A 16,840-nucleotide genomic window follows, 5' to 3' on the forward strand; every position below is an offset into this window, starting at 1 on the left:
GCCATGGCCGAACCGATCGTCTTCGTGGGCGACTCGATCACGGAGCTCTGGGGCTTCCACCGGGCCGGCACTTTCGAGGCCTACGACCTCATCCCCCGTGGCGGCTCCGGGCAGACGGCGCGCTGGATCACCATGCGGTTCGCCCGCGACCTCGCGGAGACCGGCGCCCGGGGCGTGCATCTCCTGTGCGGCGTCAACGATATCGGCCGCAACGAGGGTGTCTTCGTCCCGGTCGAGGAGATCTGCCGCACGCTCGCCGGCATGCTCGACGAGGCCCGCGCCCTGGGCGTGAAGGCCTGGATCGGCTCGCTCACGCCGGTGGACGGCATCCCGTGGAACCCGGAGGTGCGAGACGCCCCCGCCATGATCGCGGCGGTCAACGCGTGGCTCCGGGACCACGCCCACGAGCACGGCGCGACGTTCATCGATTACCACGCCGTGCTGGTGTCCGAGTCCGGCGGCCTCCGGCCGGATCACGGGACGGACGGGCTCCACCTGAGCCCGGCCGGATACGCGGCGATCGAGCCGTTGATGCTCCGGGCGCTGGGGCGCATCCCGGATGCCTTATCCGCCCCTGCCCTGTCGGTGAACGGTGCGCCCGCGAACACGGCCCGGTCCGTCCGCGCGCGCCTCATCGGCGCCGCGGTGGCGGCGGCGGCCCTGTTGGCCGCCATCGCCGCCCTGGTCCTCGAACTCCGCTGATCAGACCCGGCGCACCGCGCCGTGCGCCGCGCTCGTCGTGAGAATGGCGTAGGCGCGCAGGGCCGCGCTCACCTTCCGCTTGCGCGGCTTCGCCGGCTGCCAGCCCGCCGCCTCCTGGGCGGCCCGCCGCTGGTCGAGCTCCGCCGTCTCGACATCGAGGTGGATGCGCCGGTTCGGGATGTCGATGGCGATCCGGTCGCCGTCGCGCACGAGGCCGATGAGGCCGCCCTCGGCCGCCTCGGGCGAGACGTGCCCGATGGACAGGCCCGACGACCCGCCGGAGAACCGTCCGTCGGTGACGAGCGCGCAGGCCTTACCCAGACCCTTCGATTTCAGGTAGCTCGTCGGGTAGAGCATCTCCTGCATGCCGGGGCCGCCGCGGGGGCCCTCGTAGCGGATCAGCACCACCTCGCCGGCCGTGACCTTGCCGTTGAGGATGCCGTCGACGGCCGCGTCCTGGCTCTCGAACACGCGGGCGGTGCCCGTGAAGGTCAGGATGGAGGCGTCGACGCCCGCGGTCTTCACGATGCAGCCCTGCTCGGCGAGATTGCCGTAGAGCACGGCGAGGCCGCCATCCTGCGAGTAGGCGTGCGCCGCGTCGCGGATGACGCCGCCCTCCCGGTCGAGGTCGAGCGCGTCGAAGCGCGATTCCTGGCTGAACGCCACCTGGGTCGGCACGCCGCCCGGGGCCGCGCGATAGAAGGTCTGGACCGAAGCGGCCGGTTCGCCGCGCACGTCCCAGCGGGCGAGCGCCCCGCCGAGCGTTCCGGCCGAGACGTTGCCGACGCCGGTGTCGATCAGGCCGGCCCGGTCGAGCTCGCCCAGGATCCCCATGATGCCGCCCGCCCGGTGGACGTCCTCCATGTGGACGTTGGCTACCGCCGGGGCGACCTTGCACAGCACCGGCACCCGCCGGGACAGCCGGTCGATATCGGCCATGGTGAAGGGCACCTCGCCCTCGTGGGCGGCGGCCAGCAGGTGCAGCACCGTGTTGGTCGAGCCGCCCATGGCGATGTCGAGGGTCATGGCGTTCTCGAACGCCTGGAAGCTCGCGACCGCGCGCGGCAGCACGCTGGCGTCGTCCTGCTCGTAGTGGCGGCGGGCCAGATCGACGATCAGGTGGCCGGCCTCGACGAAGAGGCGCCTGCGGTCGGCGTGGGTGGCGAGCACCGAGCCGTTGCCCGGCAGCGCCAGACCCAGCGCCTCGGTGAGGCAGTTCATCGAGTTCGCCGTGAACATGCCCGAGCAGGAGCCGCAGGTCGGGCAGGCGGAGCGCTCGATGACGGCGACGTCCTCGTCGGAGATCCGGTCGTCGGCCGCCGCGATCATCGCGTCGACGAGGTCGACCTTCCTGGCGATGCCCGGCAGCTGCACCTTGCCGGCCTCCATCGGGCCGCCCGAGACGAAGACGGTCGGGATGTTGAGGCGCAGCGTCGCCATCAGCATGCCGGGGGTGATCTTGTCGCAGTTCGAGATGCACACCATCGCGTCGGCGCAGTGTGCGTTGACCATGTACTCGACGGAATCGGCGATCAGCTCGCGGGACGGCAGCGAGTACAGCATCCCATCGTGGCCCATCGCGATCCCGTCATCGACCGCGATGGTGTTGAACTCCTTGGCGACGCCGCCGGCCGCCTCGATCTCCCGGGCGACGAGCTGGCCGAGGTCCTTGAGGTGAACGTGGCCCGGCACGAACTGCGTGAAGGAGTTCACCACCGCGATGATCGGCTTGCCGAAATCCGAATCCTTCATGCCGGTGGCGCGCCAGAGGCCGCGGGCACCGGCCATGTTGCGGCCGTGGGTGGTGGTGCGTGAGCGATAGGCAGGCATCGAGAGCTTCGACTGGTTCAAAGGTGAAGGGCTTCTGCGCCCGCGCCCGCGCATCCGCAAGCGTCGCCGGGAGACCGGCACCCGTGGCATGCTTCTGGCGGATGGCGGGCGGGAGGGGCGGATCGCGATGACACAGGTGGATTTCCTCCGGCGCGCGATCGCGCAGGGTCAGGGCCGGGCCGAGGCCGATCTGGTCCTGAAGGGCGGCCGCTTCCTCGACCTCGTCACCGGCGATCTGGTGGCCTCCGACATCGCGATCTGCGGCGACCGGATCGTCGGGACCTTCGGAGCGTATAGCGGCACCCGGGAGATCGACGTGTCCGGCAAGGTCGTGGTGCCGGGTTTCATCGACACGCATTTCCACGTCGAGTCGTCGCTGATGCCGCCGCAGGAATACGAGCGGTGCGTCCTGCCGCACGGCGTCACCACCGGGATCTGCGACCCGCACGAGATGGCCAACGTGCTCGGCACCGACGCCTTCACGTGGTTCCTCAGATCCTCCGAGACGCTGGCGATGGATCTGCGGGTGCAGCTCTCGTCCTGCGTGCCAGCCACTGACCACCTGGAGACCTCGGGCGCCCGGATCGAGGCGCAGGATCTCCTGCCCTTCGCGACGCACCCCAAGGTGATCGGCCTCGCCGAGTTCATGAACTTTCCGGGCGTGCTGGCGGGCGACCCGGGCGTGCTGGACAAGCTCGCGGCCTTCCAGGGGCGGCACATCGACGGGCACGCGCCGCTCCTGCGCGGCCTCGCGCTCAATGGCTACATCGCGGCGGGCATCCGCACCGAGCACGAGGCGACATCGCCCGAGGAGGCCCGCGAGAAGCTGTCCAAGGGCATGACCGTGCTGATCCGCGAGGGCTCGGTGTGCAAGGACCTGCACGCCCTCGCGCCGATCCTGACCGAGCGGACGGCGCCGTTCCTGGCCTTCTGCACCGACGATCGGAATCCCCTCGACATCGCCGAGGAGGGGCACCTCGACTTCGTCATCCGCACGGCCATCGCCCTCGGCGTGCCGCCGCTGGCCGCCTACCGGGCGGCCTCCTGGTCGGCGGCCCGCGCCTTCGGGCTGCACGACCGGGGCCTCGTCGCGCCCGGCCAGCGCGCCGACCTCGTGGTGCTCGACGATCTCCCCGCCTGTGCCGTGTCGCAAGTCCTCAGCGCGGGCCGGCCGGTGGACGCCGCGCTCTTCGACGCGCGCGCGTCGATCGAGCCGATCGGCCGCCGGAGCGTGCGGGCGCGGCACGTGACGGCCGCCGACTTCGCCGCTCCGGGCTCCGGGCCGTCGACGCCGGTGATCGGCGTCGTGCCCGGCAAGATCATCACCCTGCGGCACGACCTGACCCTGCCCTATTCCGGCGGCGAGCGCCGGATCGACCTCGACCAGGACGTCATCAAGGTCGCGGTGGTCGAGCGCCACGGCCGGACACAGCCGGGCGCGCGCGGCGTCGGCGTCGCGTTCGTGAAGGGCTTCGGCCTCAAGCGCGGCGCCATCGCCTCGTCGGTCGGGCACGACAGCCACAACATCACGGTGGTCGGGGCGGACGACGCCGACATGGCCGTAGCGGTGAACCGGCTCGGCGCGATCGAGGGCGGCTTCGTGGTGGTCGAGGGCGGCCGGGTGCTGGCCGAGATCGCGCTGCCGGTCGCCGGGCTTATGAGTCTCATGCCGTTCGACGCCATCCGCCGGTCGCTCGTAACCTTGCGCGACGCGGCGCGAAGCCTGGAGGTCGTCCTTCCCGAACCCTTCCTGCAGGTGGCCTTCCTGCCCCTGCCGGTGATCCCCCACCTGAAGATCACCGATCGTGGGCTCGTCGATGTCGACCGCTTCGCGCTGATCGATCCTTGAAATTAGATTGCGCGCAATCTAAATGGGCTGTGCGGAGGCGAGTCGGCGCCTACATGCCGGCGGCATCCCCAAACCGGAGAGTCCCATGCCCGTAGACGTGAAGTACCGTACCACCGCCACGGCCACCGGCGGCCGCGACGGCGCCGCCCGGACTGCCGACGGCAGCTTCGAGGTCAAGCTCTCGACCCCGAAGGAGCTCGGCGGCGCGGGCGGTCCGGGCGCGAACCCGGAGCAGCTCTTCGCGTCCGGCTACTCGGCCTGCTTCCTCGGCGCCATGAAGGCCGTCGCGCCGTCGCTGCAGCTGAAGGTCCCGGCCGAGACCACCGTCACCGCCGATGTCGGCATCGGCCCGCGCTCCGAGGGCGGCTTCGGCATCACCGCCGACCTGACCATCAGCCTCCCGGGCCTGGACCGCGCCGACGCGCAGAAGCTCGTCGACGCCGCCCACCAGGTCTGTCCGTACTCCAACGCGACCCGCGGCAACGTCAACGTCGGCCTGAAGCTGGCCTGATCCCGCCCGGGGCCGGCCCGCGGACGCGTCCGCGGGCCGCTGCGCCGCTTTTGCCCGCGCGCGGCGCGACGGCGGTGCCGATTCCGGCCTAGTCTCGGATGCGGACCGAGCGTCCGCGGCCGCTCACCCGTCGGCCCGGGCCCGCATGCAGACCTGGCCCCCCGCGTCGAGGGTCACACCCTCGAACGCCGTCCCGGCGACCCGCCCGCAGACCCGAAACACCTGGTTCGCCGTCATCGGCGCGATCCCGCGATACGTGAACGTCCGCGGCACGCGTCCGAGAAGCGTCGCGGCGAGGTTCATCAGTAGCGTCGCCTGCATCGGGCCGTGCACGACGAGGTCGGCGTAGCCTTCCACCCGCGTCGCGTAGGGCTGGTCGTAGTGGAAGCGGTGGCCGTTGAAGGTCATCGCCGAGTAGCGGAACAGCAGCGTCGGGGTCGCCGGCACCTCCCAGATCACCGCGTAGGATTCGGAACCGTCGCGCTCGGGCGCGGCGCCGGTTCCCGTCTGCGCGCCCGCCGCCTCGCGGTAGACGATATCCTGCCGCTCGCGGATCGCGACGCCCCGTTCTGTCGAGACCGTGTGGTCGACGGTGACGAAGCACAGGCTCCCGCTCCGCCCGCTCTTGAAGGCGACGTCCCGCACGGTCTCGGTGCGCGTGACCGTGTCCCCCGCGCGCAGGTCCGAGAGCGTCTCGATCTCGCCCCCCGCCCACATCCGCCGGGGCAGCGGCACCGGGGGCAGGAAGCCGCCCTTGGCGGCGTGGCCGTCGGGCCCGAGGGAGTCGGCCGTCGGCGTCTCGGGCGCGAGGCACCAGTGCAGGGCCGGCTCCGCGATTCCGTCGGCGACCGGCGCCAGATGCGGCGCGAAGGTCGCGCGGAACTCGGCGAGGAGGCGCGGGGTGACGAGGTCGGACGCCGCCCGCGTCCGGCCGATCCAGGCGCTGAGATCGGTCATGTCAGTACGAGCGCGGCAGGCCGAGCACGTGCTCGGACAGGTAGGCGAGGATCAGGTTCGTGGAGATCGGCGCGACCTGATAGAGGCGCGTCTCGCGGAACTTGCGCTCCACGTCGTACTCTTCGGCGAATCCGAAGCCGCCATGGGTTTGGATGCAGGCGTTGCCGGCCTCGAAGGAGGCGTCGGCGGCGAGCATCTTGGCCATGTTGGCCTCGGCCCCGGGATTGGCGCCGCCCTCGTAGAGGGTCAGCGCCTCGCGGACCATCAGCTCGGCCGCGCGCATGTTCGCGTAGGCTTTGGCGATGGGGAACTGCACGCCCTGGTTGGCACCGATCGGCCGCCCGAAGACGGACCGCTCGCCGGCATAGGTCCGGGCCCTGTCGATGAACCACTTGGCGTCGCCGACGCACTCGGCGGCGATCAGGATCCGCTCGGCGTTCATGCCGGACAGGATGTAGCGGAAGCCCCTGCCCTCCTCGCCGATGAGGTTCTGCGCCGGAACGCGAAGATTGTCGAAGAACACCTCCGTGGTGGCGTGGTTCATCATCGTGCGGATCGGCCGGATCGTCAGGCCGTTGCCCTTGGCCGCGCGCATGTCGACGAGGAGCACCGACAGCCCGTCCGTGCGCTTCATGCCCTCGGCCCGCGGCGTGGTGCGGGCGAGGAGCAGCATCAGGTCCGAGTGCTCGGCGCGACTGGTCCAGATCTTCTGGCCGTTGACGACGTAGTGGTCGCCCTCCAGGCGCGCCGTCGTCTTCAGGCTGCCCGTGTCGGTGCCGGAGGTGGGCTCGGTCACGCCGAAGGCCTGGAGCCGCAGGCGCCCTTCCGCGATGCCCGGCAGGTACTCGGCCTTCTGCGCCTCCGAGCCGTGCCGCAGCAGCGTGCCCATCGTGTACATCTGCGCGTGGCAGGCGCCGCCGTTGCAGCCCGCCCGCTGCACCTCCTCGAGGATCGCGGCGGCCGCCGAGAGCGGCAGGCCGGAGCCGCCGTACGCCTCGGGGATCAGCACCGAAAGGTAGCCGCTCTCGGTCAGCGCGTTCACGAAGTCGGTCGGGTAGGCCATCTCCCGGTCGAGGGCCCGCCAGTACGGTCCCGGGAAGCCGGCGCAGAGCTTGGCGACCGCCTCGCGGATCTCGGTATAGGCTTCCATCGGGGGCTCCTCAGGCCGTGCGGCCGCCGTCGACGGGGAGATCGACGCCGGTGATGAACGCCGCCTCGTCGGAGGCGAGGAACAGGGCGGCGGCGGCGATGTCGCTCGCCTCCGACAGGCGCCCGAGCGGGATCGTGGCGATGAAGCGGTCGCGGTTCTCGGGCGTGTCGAGGACGCCCATGAAGTGCTCGAGGAGCCCCGTGGCGCCCATGACCGGGCAGAGGGCGTTCACCCGGATCTTCCAGGGCGCCAGCTCCAGGGCCAGCGACTTCGAGGCGAGGCTCGCCGCACCCTTGGAGGCGTTGTACCACGTCAGACCCGGGCGCGGCCGCAGCGCCGCCGTCGAGCTGACGTTGAGGATCGCGCCGCCGCCCGCGTCGCGCATCAGCGGGGCGACTTCCCGGACGTAGTGGAAGATCGACTTCACGTTGACCCGGAAGACCCGGTCGAAATCCTCCTCCGTGACCTCCATCAGCGGCTTGTTGCGGTGAGTGGTGCCGGCGTTGTTGACGAGAATGCTCGGCACGCCGAAGCGCTGCCGCGTCTCGGCGACGCTGGCGGCGACGTCGGCGGCCAGACCGACATCGGCGGCGATCGCGATGGCGTTCTCGCCGAGCGCCGCCGCCACGCGCCCGGCCGCCGCGCCGTCGATGTCGACGCAGGCCACCCTGGCGCCCTCCGCGGCGAAGCGCTGGGCGATCCCGGCCCCGAAGCCGCTGCCGGCCCCTGTCACGAGCGCGATCTTGCCGTTCAGTCTCATCGTCTCCTCCCGCTCATTCCGATGTGCCGTCAGATCACCGTCCTCGAGCCCGGGGCGCGAACTCCTCGCGGATCCGCGCCCCGTGCTCGTCGATCGCGGGGACCGGCCCGAGGGCGCGGACCGCGCCGTCGATAAGCACCGGCGGCGCCACGATCCGGGCCGGGCCCGAAGGCGTCCGGACCTCCGCGCGGATCAGCGCCGGGTGCGTGGCGAGGTCCGCCAGCGTGTTGACGAAACCGTAGGCGGTGCCCGCCGCCTTCAGCCGGGCGGCGGCCGCGTCGCGGCCCAGCCGCACCAGCGCGGCGCCGATGCGCAGGTCGACCGCGGCGCGGTTGGCCACACGGGCGTTGTTGGACGCGAAGCCCTCGGCCCGGGCGAGCTCCGGCTCCCCGAGCACGCCGGCGCAGAAATTCGCCCACTCGCGCTCGTTCTGGATCGAGATCAGCACGAGGCTGCCGTCGGCCGTGGGGAAGGCGCCGTAGGGACAGATCGACGGGTGCGCGAGGCCGACCCGCTGGGGCGCCTTGCCGGTCCCCTCGAAGTAGAGCAGCGGCACGTTCATCCAGTCGGCGGCGCCGCTGAACAGGCTGACCTCCAGGGCGCAGCCCTGCCCGGTGATCCCGCGCGCGATCAGCGCCTCGAGGACCGCGGCGTGGGCGTCCATCCCGCAGGCGACGTCGCAGACGGAGACGCCGACGCGGCCGGGCCCCGCCGGGTGGCCGGTGATCCCGGCGAGCCCGCTCTCGGCCTGGACCAGCAGGTCGTAGGCCTTCATGTCGCTGTAGGCGTTGCCGGCGCCGTAGCCGGAGATGTCGACGGTGATCAGCCGGGGGTAGCGCGCGCGCAGCTCCGCCGAGCCGAAGCCCGCCCGGGCCGCCGCGCCGGGGGCGAGGTTCTGCACGAACACGTCGGCCTGGGCGAGGATCGCGTGCAGCAGGCGGCCGTCGGCCGGATCCTTGATGTCGGCGACGAGGCTCTCCTTGCCGCGGTTGAGCCAGACGAAGTAGCTCGCCAGCCCGTTGACCGCCGCGTCGTAGCCGCGGGCGAAATCCCCCTCCGGCCGCTCGATCTTGATGACCCGGGCCCCGGCATCGGCGAGCCGCGAGGTGCAGTAGGGCGCGGCGACGGCCTGCTCCAGGGCGAGCACGGTCAGCCCTCGCAGCGGCAGGTTCTGGCTCATCCGCATCCTTCGGCTTCCCGCGGTCTCAGAGGGCCGGTGCCGCATGAACTGGAACGGCGAGAAGCCCCGCCAAGCGGGCCGCGGTGACAGGGCTGCCCGGCCATTGGCTTCGGGACGTCGCTTTCGCCGCGCTCAGCGTCTTTGCGAGCGGAGCGAAGCAATCCAGGGAAGCGCGACGTCGGCGAGCGCGGCGTATCTGGATCGCTTCGCTCCGCTCGCGAAGACGGCGGTCGGCCTCACTCCGCCGCGCGCAGCGTTGGCGGGCCGCGGACCTCCTCCACCGGCTCGGGGTCATCGAGCGCCCCGTCCACCGCCCGCGGCTTGTCGCGGAACGAGAAGTGGTGCGCCAGCCGGTCGAGGTAGATGTAGATCACCGGCGTGGTGAACAGCGTCAGCACCTGGCTGACCGCGAGGCCGCCCACCATGGCGTAGCCCAAGGGCTGCCGGATTTCCGAGCCGGTCCCGGTGGCGACCATCAGCGGGATGCCGCCGAGCAGGGCCGCCATCGTGGTCATGAGGATCGGCCGGAAGCGCAGCAGAGCGGCTTTCCGGATCGCGACCTCGGGCGAGAGGCCCTCCTCCCGCTCGGCGACGATGGCGAAGTCGACCAGCATGATGCCGTTCTTCTTCACGATGCCGATGAGGAGGATGATGCCGATCAGCGCGATCAGGCTGAAGTCGAACCCCGCCCACATCAGCACCGCCAGGGCGCCGACGCCGGCCGAGGGCAGCGTCGACAGGATGGTGATCGGGTGGATGAAGCTCTCGTAGAGGATGCCGAGGATCAGGTAGACCACGAACAGGGCCGCCAGGATCAGCAGCGGCACCGTCGAGAGCGATTGCTGGAAGGCCTGGGCGGTGCCCTGGAAGCCGCTCACCACGGTCGGCGGGACCTGCAGCTCCCGCATCGCCCGGCCGATCGCCTCCGTGGCCTGCCCGAGGGCGACGTCGGGGGCGAGGTTGAAGCTGATCGTCACCGCCGGGAACTGCCCCTGGTGGTTCACGGCCAGCGGCGCCACCGGAACCGTCGTCCAGCGGGCGAAGGCCGCGAGCGGCACCTGCCCGCCGCCGATCGGCGCCTTGATGTAGATCTTGTCGAGGCTCTCGACGCTGCCCTGCAGCGCCGGCAGCACCTCCAGGACGACGTGGTAGCTGTTGAGCTGCGTGAAGTACTGCGCGATCTGGCGCTGGCCGAACGCGTCGTAGAGCGTGTCGTCGATGAGCTGGGGCGTGATGCCGTAGCGCGAGGCGGCGTCGCGGTCGATCGACAGCGTCAGCGTCGTGCCGCGGGTCTGCTGGTCGGTGGCGACGTCGCGCAGCTCCGGCAGCGTCTTCATCTTGTCGAGGATGCGCGGCGCCCAGGTGTTCAGCTCGGCGAGGTCCGGGTCCTGGAGGGTGTACTCGAACTGCGTCCGCGAGGTGCGGCCGCCGGTGCGCACGTCCTGGGTCGCCTGGATGAAGGTCCGGATGCCCTCGACGCGTTCCAGTTTGGGGCGCAGCCGGCCGATCACCTGGAAGGCGTTGACGTCGCGCTCGTCGCGGGGCTTCAGCGTGATGTACATGCGCCCGGAATTGAGCGCCTGGCCGTTGCCGCCGAGCGACATGCCGACGGTGGCGACCGCGGGATCGGCCTGGACGATCGCGCCGACCTTCTCCTGCAGCGCCTTCATCGCCGAGAAGGAGATGTCCTGCGACGCCTCGGTGACGCCGATCATGAAACCGGTGTCCTGCTGCGGGAAGAAGCCCTTCGGGATGGCGACGAACAGGTAGCCGGTCAGCGCCAGCGTGGCGAAGAAGACCAGCAGCGTGACGCGGCGGAAGCGCAGCGCGACGTCGAGGGCGTCGGCGTAGACCGCCAGCAGCCAGTCGAAGGCGGCCTCGCTCATGCGGTAGAGGCGGCCGTGGCGCTCGGCGTCGTGGGCCTTCAGCAGCCGCGAGGCCATCATCGGGGTCAGCGTCAGAGACACGAAGGCCGAGACCGCGATGGTCATCGACAGCACCACGGCGAACTCGCGGAACAGCCTTCCGATGATGCCGCCCATCAGCAGGAGCGGGATCAGCACGGCGATCAGCGACACCGAGATCGACACGATGGTGAAGCCGATCTCGCCCGCGCCCTTGAAAGCGGCCTCCATGGGCCGCATCCCCTCCTCGACGTAGCGGCTGATGTTCTCCAGCACGACGATGGCGTCGTCGACCACGAAGCCGACCGAAATCGTCAGGGCCATCAGCGAGAGGTTGTCGAGGGTGTAGCCCGCCATCCACATCAGCGCGCAGGCGCCGAGCAGCGCGAGCGGCACGGTCACGCTCGGGATCACGGTCGCCCAGAAGCTGCGCAGGAAGACGAAGATCACCCCGACGACCAGCACGATCGTCAGCAGCAGGGTGAACTGCACGTCCTCGACCGAGGCGCGGATGGTCTGCGTGCGGTCGCTCAGGATGCCGACCTTGATGGCGGCCGGCAGTGTGGCGGTCAGGCGGGGCAGCTGGGCCTTGATGCTGTCGACCGTGTCGATGACGTTGGCGCCGGGCTGCTTGAACACGACCAGGAAGATGCCGCGCTTGCCGTTGGTCCAGCCGGCCTGCTTGGTGTCCTCGGGGCCGGCGACCGCCTGTCCGATGTCGCGGACGCGCAGCGGCGCGCCGTCGCGATAGGCGACGATGACGTCGTTCCAGTTGTGGGCTGCGGTGAGCTGGTCGTTGGCGTAGATGGTGTAGCTGTGGCTGCCGCCGTCGATGCTGCCCTTCGGGTTGTTGACCGTGGTGAGGGTGAGCTGCGCGCGCACGTCCTCCAGCGACAGGCCCTTGGCCACGAGCTTGGCCGGGTCGATCTGGATCCGCACGGCGGGCTTCTGCTGGCCGCCGATGAAGACCTGCGCGACGCCCGAGATCTGGCTGATCCGCTGGGCGAGCTGGACGTCGACCGCGTCGTCGACGTCGATCAGCGGCATGCTGTCGGAGGTGGCCGAGAGCAGCAGGATCGGCGAATCGGCCGGATTGACCTTGCGGTAGGTCGGCGGGGTCGGGAGGTTCTTCGGGAGCTGGCCGCTGGCGGCATTGATCGCCGCCTGGATGTCGCTCGCGGCGCCGTCGATGTTGCGGTTGAGGTCGAACTGGACCGTGACCGTCGAGATCCCGAGGGAGCTCGTCGAGGTCATCTGCGACACGCCGGGAATCTGCGAGAACTGCCGCTCGAGGGGCTGCGCCACCGACGAGGCCATCGTCTCCGGGCTGGCCCCGGGGAGCTGCGCGGTCACCTGGATGGTCGGGAAATCCACCTGCGGCAGCGGCGCGACGCCGAGCAGCGGGTAGGCCACGATCCCGAGGAACAGGATGCCGACCATGATCAGCGTGGTCGCCACCGGGAACCGGATGAACGGCGCCGAGATGCCGCCCTTCATGGCCGGGCCCCGCGCGGGGACGCGCCCGCCGTGAGGCGTGTCGCGCGCGTCACTGGACCGCCTCCGCCTGCGCGGTGTGGGCCGCGTGCGGATCGGCCACGAGGCTGCCGTCCTGCACCTTGTACTGGCCGGCGACGATCACCCGCTCGCCGGGCCGGAGGTCGCCGCTGAGAACGCGCGTCCGCCCCGAATCCGAGCGGCCCGCCTTCAGTGCGCGCTGATGCGCCCGGCTGGCATCGTCCACCACGAAGGCGAACAGCCCGTCGGGCCCGTGCTGGATCGCGTCGTCCGGCACCGTCGTGGCGACCGCGACCGTGCCGACCCGCATCTTGGTGGAGACCGACAGGCCCGGCCACAGCGCGTGGTTCCTGTTCTCGTAGACGGCCTTGAGGCGGATCGTGCCCGTCGCGGTGTCGACCTGGTTGTTGAACAGGGCCAGCTTGCCGTCGGCGAGCTTGGTCAGCCCGTCCGACGTCCAGGCCTCCACCGGCACGTCACCGGCCTTGAGGGCCGCGGTGATGGCGGGCAGCTGATCCTCCGGGGCCGTGAACACCACGAAGATCGGCTCGACCTGGGTGATCGTCACGATCGGGGTCTGGCCGGCCGCGTTGACGATGTTGCCGATATCGACTTGCCGGAAGCCCGTGACGCCGTCGATGGGCGCGCGGATCGTGGCGTAGCCGAGCTGCGTCGTGGCGTTGTCGATGGCCGCCTGGTCGGACGCCACCTGCGCGGTGAGCTGGGCGACCAGGGCCGTCTGCGTCTCGGTCTGCTGCCGGGAGGCGAAGGCGCCCAGCCCGGTGTAGCGGACGAGGTCCGCCTTCGCGTTGCCGAGGTTGGCCGTGTCCTGCTCCTTCTTGGCCTTCGCCTGATCCAGCGCCGCCTGGTAGGGCCGCGGGTCGATCTGCACGAGCACGTCGCCCTTGCGGACGGTCTGACCCTCGCGGAACGCGACCTGCTGGATCTCGCCGTCGACGCGCGTGCGCACCTGAACGGTGTTGTACGCCTGGACGGTGCCGAGACCGTTCGACACGAGGGCGAACGGCCCCTGCTCGACCGTGCCGAGGGTGACGGGCACCGGCAGCGGGGCCGCCGCCCGGGACTTCACCGCGGGCTGATTCAGGCGCGTGTAGCCGTAGGCGCCGCCGCCCGCGACGGCGAGCAGCAGGAGGATCAGGCCGGCCGCGCCCGAGCGCTTCTTCGCCGGTTTCGTCGCGGCGCGGCGCGCGTCGCCGTGGCGCCGGTCCGTGACCGTCTCGTCCGCGCGAGACCCGTCGCGGTCGTGCACGTCCTCACTCAGCATGCGCCGCTATCCGCCCGTTGATCCGACCGCTTCGCGGACCGGGATAATTTTGCATTCAATAGCATACAATGGCCGCGCCGGACATCGCGGCGCTCCCCGGATCGCGGCAATGTTCCGTGAGCGGAAAGCGTGCTACCGCCGCCGAGAGTGGGCCGCGCCGCGGGGCCGGACGCCCCGCGCGGACGACAGGCGCCCGGCGTGCCCGCGCGGGATGGCCGCCGACGCCGCGCCGAGGATGTGAGACCGGGACGCCGCATGGCCTCGACCCTGGAACTGGACGGCCTGAACGAACTGCGCGACGCGCTGATCGAGGAGCGGCAGGTCATCGTCGCGTCGGTGCGCAAGCTGCGCGACGCGCGGCGGCAGAAGGGCACCTTCGTGCTGGGCGACGGCGCGGATGCCGGGCCGCGGCTGGTCGCCGTGCAGGAGCAGATCGTGGTGGTCGAATCCATCATCGCCGCGCTGACGCGATCCCGGGCCTGAGGTGCTCGCGGTCCGATCGGACGCACCCGTGCGGCGCCCGGGCCCTGGCCGATACCGGTCGGGATTGTCACAGTTCGGTGTCCGAGATGTTTCTGAGCGCTCGCGGCGTGCGCGGCCCCGTGCGGACACTGTTCGAGGCGGCGGGCGGCGTGGCCGGTCGCGTATTCATCGATGATCGTCAATAGATTATTGAATTCATGTCCGGGCAGGCGCCGAAACAGCGGCTCCGGATGCAATTCGGTCCAGCCGGATCATCGCCCCGGTCGATCGACCGCCGTCAGCCTCCCCATCCTCGCCGATCTACGATCCGGTGTTCGGTTTGCCGGCGATGGATTGCGCCGCGCGTGACGATCCCGTCGGCTTGTACAGGATCTGCTCAACTTTCGGGCTGGACGATCGCGATCCTGTCCTGTTAGCGGACCGCACCTCAAGGCGCGGAACCTCGAACATGGACGCCTTCGATCACGCCAATATCGCGCGCGATGCCGACGAAACCGTCGATTCGCCTGTCGCGGATGAGCTCGTCGTGCTCTGGCGGGCGCTCGACGCGGACCGGCGCGCCCAGGACGAGCGGACCGCGCGCCTGCGCGCGATGCGCCTCATCGGCGGCGAGGACGGCGCCGACTGATCACGCGGTCTCCGGCGCGCCGCCCGGCAGCCGGCTCGCCAGCACGAAGCCGACCGCCATCGCCATGGCCTCGGCCTGCGCGATCAGCGTCGGCTCGCCGGCCTCGCGCGCCGCCTGCAGCAGCTCGATCGCGTGCCGGCCAAGGCGCAGGTCCACATCGTCGCCGGCCGGGACCCCCTCCGGAATCCCGTGATTCTGGCTTCGGTCAGTCATTGGCGTGCGTGGGTCTCGAAGCTGTGGGCAGGGGCCTGAAAGGCGCCGAGGCCGCGATCCAGGATTGCGTGTCGGTGACGTCGCCGAACACCCGCATCACCGCGCTCACCGACCGGTGGATCTCGTCGGCGGAGATGCCGTCGAGGTCGTGGCTCGCGGAGGCGTCGGACAGGAAGGTCACGTCCTGGCCGCGGTGGAAGCCGTCGACCGCCGTCGCGAGGCAGGACGACTCGCCGGCGAAGCCCGCGATGACGAGCGGCGGCGATCCCCGCTCCATCGCGTCCGCGAAGGCGGGGCTGGCGTAGCAGGACGGGCGGTCCCGGTCGAAGATCATGTCGCAGCCGTGCGGCTCGAACCCCTCGATCCAGCGGACGAAGCGGCTGCCCGCCTGGAACAGCGGCGCGCCGATCCAGCGGACGTAGACGACCTGCATGCCGCTCGCGCGGGCATGCGCGAGGGCGCGCCGGCAGTTGGAGAGCGCGGGCTCGATCCCCGCCAGGGCGAGCGGGCGGCCCGCGATCTCGTATTCCTGCTGCATGTCCACCAGCACCAGGGCCGGGACGCTGCGCGGCCGGCGATACAGCGCCGGGTTGATCGGCCGGTTCATCGCGCGGCCACCGCCCGGTCGACGGACGGGCGGGTCACGGCGCGGCTCCGCGAGCGGTCGAGGGCGCCCGCCCGGTGCCAGCGCCCCTCCGGCCGGATGATGACGTAGGGGTCGGCGCCGAGGCCGATCGCCTGCGGGTGCGGCTCCGCCTCCATCAGCATCTCGACGTAGTCGAAATCCGAGAAGACCAGCTCCTGCGCGCCCTCGAAGACCCGGAAGCCGAAGCGGCTCCAGAAGCCGACGAGGCGCTTCTGAGCGTGGCCGTAGAGCCGCCGGTAGCCCTTGACCCGGGCCAGCTCGATCCCGGCGCGGACCAGCGCGAAGGACAGGCGCGTGTTGCGGAACTCGGCCCGGACCGCGAGGCGCTCGATCTTGGCGAAATCCGCGAAGAACCGGATTCGCAGGCAGCCCGCCGGCTCGTCGCCGACGTAGCCGATCAGGTGCGTCGCCGAGAGGTCGTTGCCGTCGAACTCTTCCTCGTACGGGCAGGCCTGCTCCGCCATGTAGACGGCGGCGCGCAGGGCGATCACGCGGGACAGGTCCTCCATGTTCCGCGCGACCGCGACGCTGATGCCGGTCCCGCCGGACCGGTGGGTGTCGTACGGGGGCGCCGGCTCCGCCTTCGACGCGCGGGCGAAATGGTACAGGGCACCGCGGGCGGAGGTCTGCGCGGTGAAGCCGAGGGTGGTCAGCAGGTCGGCCCCCTCGGGGGTGGCCGCGCGGGCGTAGAAGTCGACGCCCCGGTAGGTCGGGCTCGACAGACGGTCGAAGACGAGGCCGACGCCGCCGGAGAGGCGCCGCCGCGCGTAGACGGCCCAGACGTAGATCCCGGCCGGACGTTCGTGCTGGCCGGTCAGCAGCGCGGCGGGCGGGTCGGACGCGTCGAGCGTCCCGCCCTTGAGCGCCGCCAGGCCGTCGGCGTTCAGCATCAGGCAGGCCACGAACCCCTCGCCCCGCGGATCCGCGGCGTCGAACCGGTGGCGCTGGGCGATCGCCAGGACGCTGTCGGGATTGATCGACATCACCCGCTGGACGGTGCGCAGGGGCGCGAGATCGGGCAGATCCGCGCGCGCCGCCGCGATCAGCCGCGCCAGATCGTCCGGGGTCGGCGTGAAGATGACGAGGTGCCTGGCAATTCGGCCGACCTCGAGCGCATTCAGCGCGTGCCGCGGCTCGGGAGAGACTGGCGCTGTACCGAGTTGATCGGCGTCCTTGGCCACGAACTGCGCGCGAGCAATGTGCACCGTCATCGGATGACCTGTCATT

General features: G+C 71.1%; 15 protein-coding genes. 5 read left to right on the forward strand and 10 right to left on the reverse strand.

Annotated features, from left to right (window positions below):
* Positions 1 to 3 precede the first annotated feature (3 nt).
* Positions 4 to 702, forward strand: coding sequence for a GDSL-type esterase/lipase family protein (locus BLW78_RS04410; protein WP_091676984.1), 699 nt, complete (start codon positions 4 to 6; stop codon positions 700 to 702).
* Here BLW78_RS04410 and ilvD read toward each other — a convergent pair whose 3' ends face one another.
* A complete protein-coding gene (gene ilvD / locus BLW78_RS04415) occupies positions 703 to 2,532 on the reverse strand; it encodes a dihydroxy-acid dehydratase (RefSeq protein ID WP_091677211.1) in 1,830 nt (609 codons plus the stop codon).
* Positions 2,533 to 2,659: 127 nt separating this feature from the next.
* On the opposite strand from ilvD, the gene ade reads away from it, so the two are divergent.
* The gene (gene ade, locus BLW78_RS04420) at positions 2,660 to 4,381 is read left to right on the forward strand and encodes an adenine deaminase (protein ID WP_091677213.1); all 1,722 of its coding nucleotides are present in this window, start codon (positions 2,660 to 2,662) and stop codon (positions 4,379 to 4,381) included.
* A gap of 85 nt (positions 4,382 to 4,466) precedes the next feature.
* Positions 4,467 to 4,892: an organic hydroperoxide resistance protein gene (locus BLW78_RS04425; protein ID WP_020091957.1), complete on the forward strand. Its 426-nt coding sequence runs from the start codon at positions 4,467 to 4,469 to the stop codon at positions 4,890 to 4,892.
* Between the two features lie 123 nt (positions 4,893 to 5,015).
* On the opposite strand, the gene BLW78_RS04430 is transcribed toward BLW78_RS04425, so the two are convergent.
* From BLW78_RS04430 to BLW78_RS04455, 6 genes are all read right to left on the reverse strand, one after another.
* A complete protein-coding gene (locus tag BLW78_RS04430; protein WP_091676987.1) occupies positions 5,016 to 5,849 on the reverse strand; it encodes an HTD2 family dehydratase in 834 nt (277 codons plus the stop codon).
* A gap of 1 nt (position 5,850) precedes the next feature.
* Complete coding sequence (locus tag BLW78_RS04435; protein WP_091676990.1) at positions 5,851 to 6,999, reverse strand: acyl-CoA dehydrogenase family protein; 1,149 nt, start codon at positions 6,997 to 6,999, stop codon at positions 5,851 to 5,853.
* A gap of 10 nt (positions 7,000 to 7,009) precedes the next feature.
* Complete coding sequence (locus tag BLW78_RS04440) at positions 7,010 to 7,759, reverse strand: SDR family oxidoreductase (RefSeq protein ID WP_091676992.1); 750 nt, start codon at positions 7,757 to 7,759, stop codon at positions 7,010 to 7,012.
* 34 nt (positions 7,760 to 7,793) lie between these two features.
* A complete protein-coding gene (locus BLW78_RS04445) occupies positions 7,794 to 8,939 on the reverse strand; it encodes a CaiB/BaiF CoA transferase family protein (protein ID WP_091676996.1) in 1,146 nt (381 codons plus the stop codon).
* Between the two features lie 236 nt (positions 8,940 to 9,175).
* Positions 9,176 to 12,340 carry an efflux RND transporter permease subunit gene (locus tag BLW78_RS04450; protein ID WP_091676999.1) on the reverse strand — a complete coding sequence of 1,055 codons (3,165 nt, stop codon included), beginning with the start codon at positions 12,338 to 12,340 and terminating at the stop codon, positions 9,176 to 9,178.
* 49 nt (positions 12,341 to 12,389) lie between these two features.
* Positions 12,390 to 13,643, reverse strand: a complete 1,254-nt coding sequence (locus tag BLW78_RS04455; protein ID WP_091677001.1) for an efflux RND transporter periplasmic adaptor subunit — start codon at positions 13,641 to 13,643, stop codon at positions 12,390 to 12,392.
* Between the two features lie 255 nt (positions 13,644 to 13,898).
* Here BLW78_RS04455 and BLW78_RS04460 point away from each other — a divergent pair, with 255 nt between their 5' ends.
* Positions 13,899 to 14,126 (forward strand): hypothetical protein, encoded by a 228-nt coding sequence (locus BLW78_RS04460; RefSeq protein WP_042673504.1) that lies wholly within the window; start codon positions 13,899 to 13,901, stop codon positions 14,124 to 14,126.
* 448 nt (positions 14,127 to 14,574) lie between these two features.
* Positions 14,575 to 14,754: a hypothetical protein gene (locus BLW78_RS04465; protein ID WP_091677004.1), complete on the forward strand. Its 180-nt coding sequence runs from the start codon at positions 14,575 to 14,577 to the stop codon at positions 14,752 to 14,754.
* On the opposite strand, the gene BLW78_RS04470 is transcribed toward BLW78_RS04465, so the two are convergent.
* From BLW78_RS04470 to BLW78_RS32155, 3 genes are read right to left on the reverse strand one after another with little or no spacing between them, the layout of a single operon-like run.
* A complete protein-coding gene (locus BLW78_RS04470) occupies positions 14,755 to 14,910 on the reverse strand; it encodes a hypothetical protein (RefSeq protein WP_020091948.1) in 156 nt (51 codons plus the stop codon). It lies immediately after the preceding gene.
* A 49-nt stretch (positions 14,911 to 14,959) separates the two neighbouring features.
* Positions 14,960 to 15,574 carry a cysteine hydrolase family protein gene (locus tag BLW78_RS04475; RefSeq protein ID WP_020091947.1) on the reverse strand — a complete coding sequence of 205 codons (615 nt, stop codon included), beginning with the start codon at positions 15,572 to 15,574 and terminating at the stop codon, positions 14,960 to 14,962.
* Complete coding sequence (locus BLW78_RS32155) at positions 15,571 to 16,824, reverse strand: GNAT family N-acetyltransferase (RefSeq protein ID WP_091677007.1); 1,254 nt, start codon at positions 16,822 to 16,824, stop codon at positions 15,571 to 15,573. The genes BLW78_RS04475 and BLW78_RS32155 overlap by 4 nt, the downstream gene beginning before the upstream one ends.
* Positions 16,825 to 16,840 lie beyond the last annotated feature (16 nt).

Origin of the sequence: Methylobacterium sp. 275MFSha3.1 (assembly GCF_900108435.1) — a bacterium.
Classification (GTDB): domain Bacteria; phylum Pseudomonadota; class Alphaproteobacteria; order Rhizobiales; family Beijerinckiaceae; genus Methylobacterium.

What these genes read in the sequence shown, in the direction of transcription:
- ilvD (WP_091677211.1), bottom strand. Translation starts at nt 2,532, where the DNA reads ATGCCTGCCTATCGCTCACGCACCACCACCCACGGCCGCAACATGGCC.
- BLW78_RS04465 (WP_091677004.1), top strand. Translation starts at nt 14,575, where the DNA reads ATGGACGCCTTCGATCACGCCAATATCGCGCGCGATGCCGACGAAACC.
- BLW78_RS04435 (WP_091676990.1), bottom strand. Translation starts at nt 6,999, where the DNA reads ATGGAAGCCTATACCGAGATCCGCGAGGCGGTCGCCAAGCTCTGCGCC.
- BLW78_RS04460 (WP_042673504.1), top strand. Translation starts at nt 13,899, where the DNA reads ATGGCCTCGACCCTGGAACTGGACGGCCTGAACGAACTGCGCGACGCG.
- BLW78_RS04455 (WP_091677001.1), bottom strand. Translation starts at nt 13,643, where the DNA reads ATGCTGAGTGAGGACGTGCACGACCGCGACGGGTCTCGCGCGGACGAG.
- BLW78_RS04475 (WP_020091947.1), bottom strand. Translation starts at nt 15,574, where the DNA reads ATGAACCGGCCGATCAACCCGGCGCTGTATCGCCGGCCGCGCAGCGTC.
- BLW78_RS04425 (WP_020091957.1), top strand. Translation starts at nt 4,467, where the DNA reads ATGCCCGTAGACGTGAAGTACCGTACCACCGCCACGGCCACCGGCGGC.
- BLW78_RS04450 (WP_091676999.1), bottom strand. Translation starts at nt 12,340, where the DNA reads ATGAAGGGCGGCATCTCGGCGCCGTTCATCCGGTTCCCGGTGGCGACC.
- BLW78_RS32155 (WP_091677007.1), bottom strand. Translation starts at nt 16,824, where the DNA reads ATGACGGTGCACATTGCTCGCGCGCAGTTCGTGGCCAAGGACGCCGAT.
- BLW78_RS04430 (WP_091676987.1), bottom strand. Translation starts at nt 5,849, where the DNA reads ATGACCGATCTCAGCGCCTGGATCGGCCGGACGCGGGCGGCGTCCGAC.
- ade (WP_091677213.1), top strand. Translation starts at nt 2,660, where the DNA reads ATGACACAGGTGGATTTCCTCCGGCGCGCGATCGCGCAGGGTCAGGGC.
- BLW78_RS04410 (WP_091676984.1), top strand. Translation starts at nt 4, where the DNA reads ATGGCCGAACCGATCGTCTTCGTGGGCGACTCGATCACGGAGCTCTGG.
- BLW78_RS04440 (WP_091676992.1), bottom strand. Translation starts at nt 7,759, where the DNA reads ATGAGACTGAACGGCAAGATCGCGCTCGTGACAGGGGCCGGCAGCGGC.
- BLW78_RS04445 (WP_091676996.1), bottom strand. Translation starts at nt 8,939, where the DNA reads ATGAGCCAGAACCTGCCGCTGCGAGGGCTGACCGTGCTCGCCCTGGAG.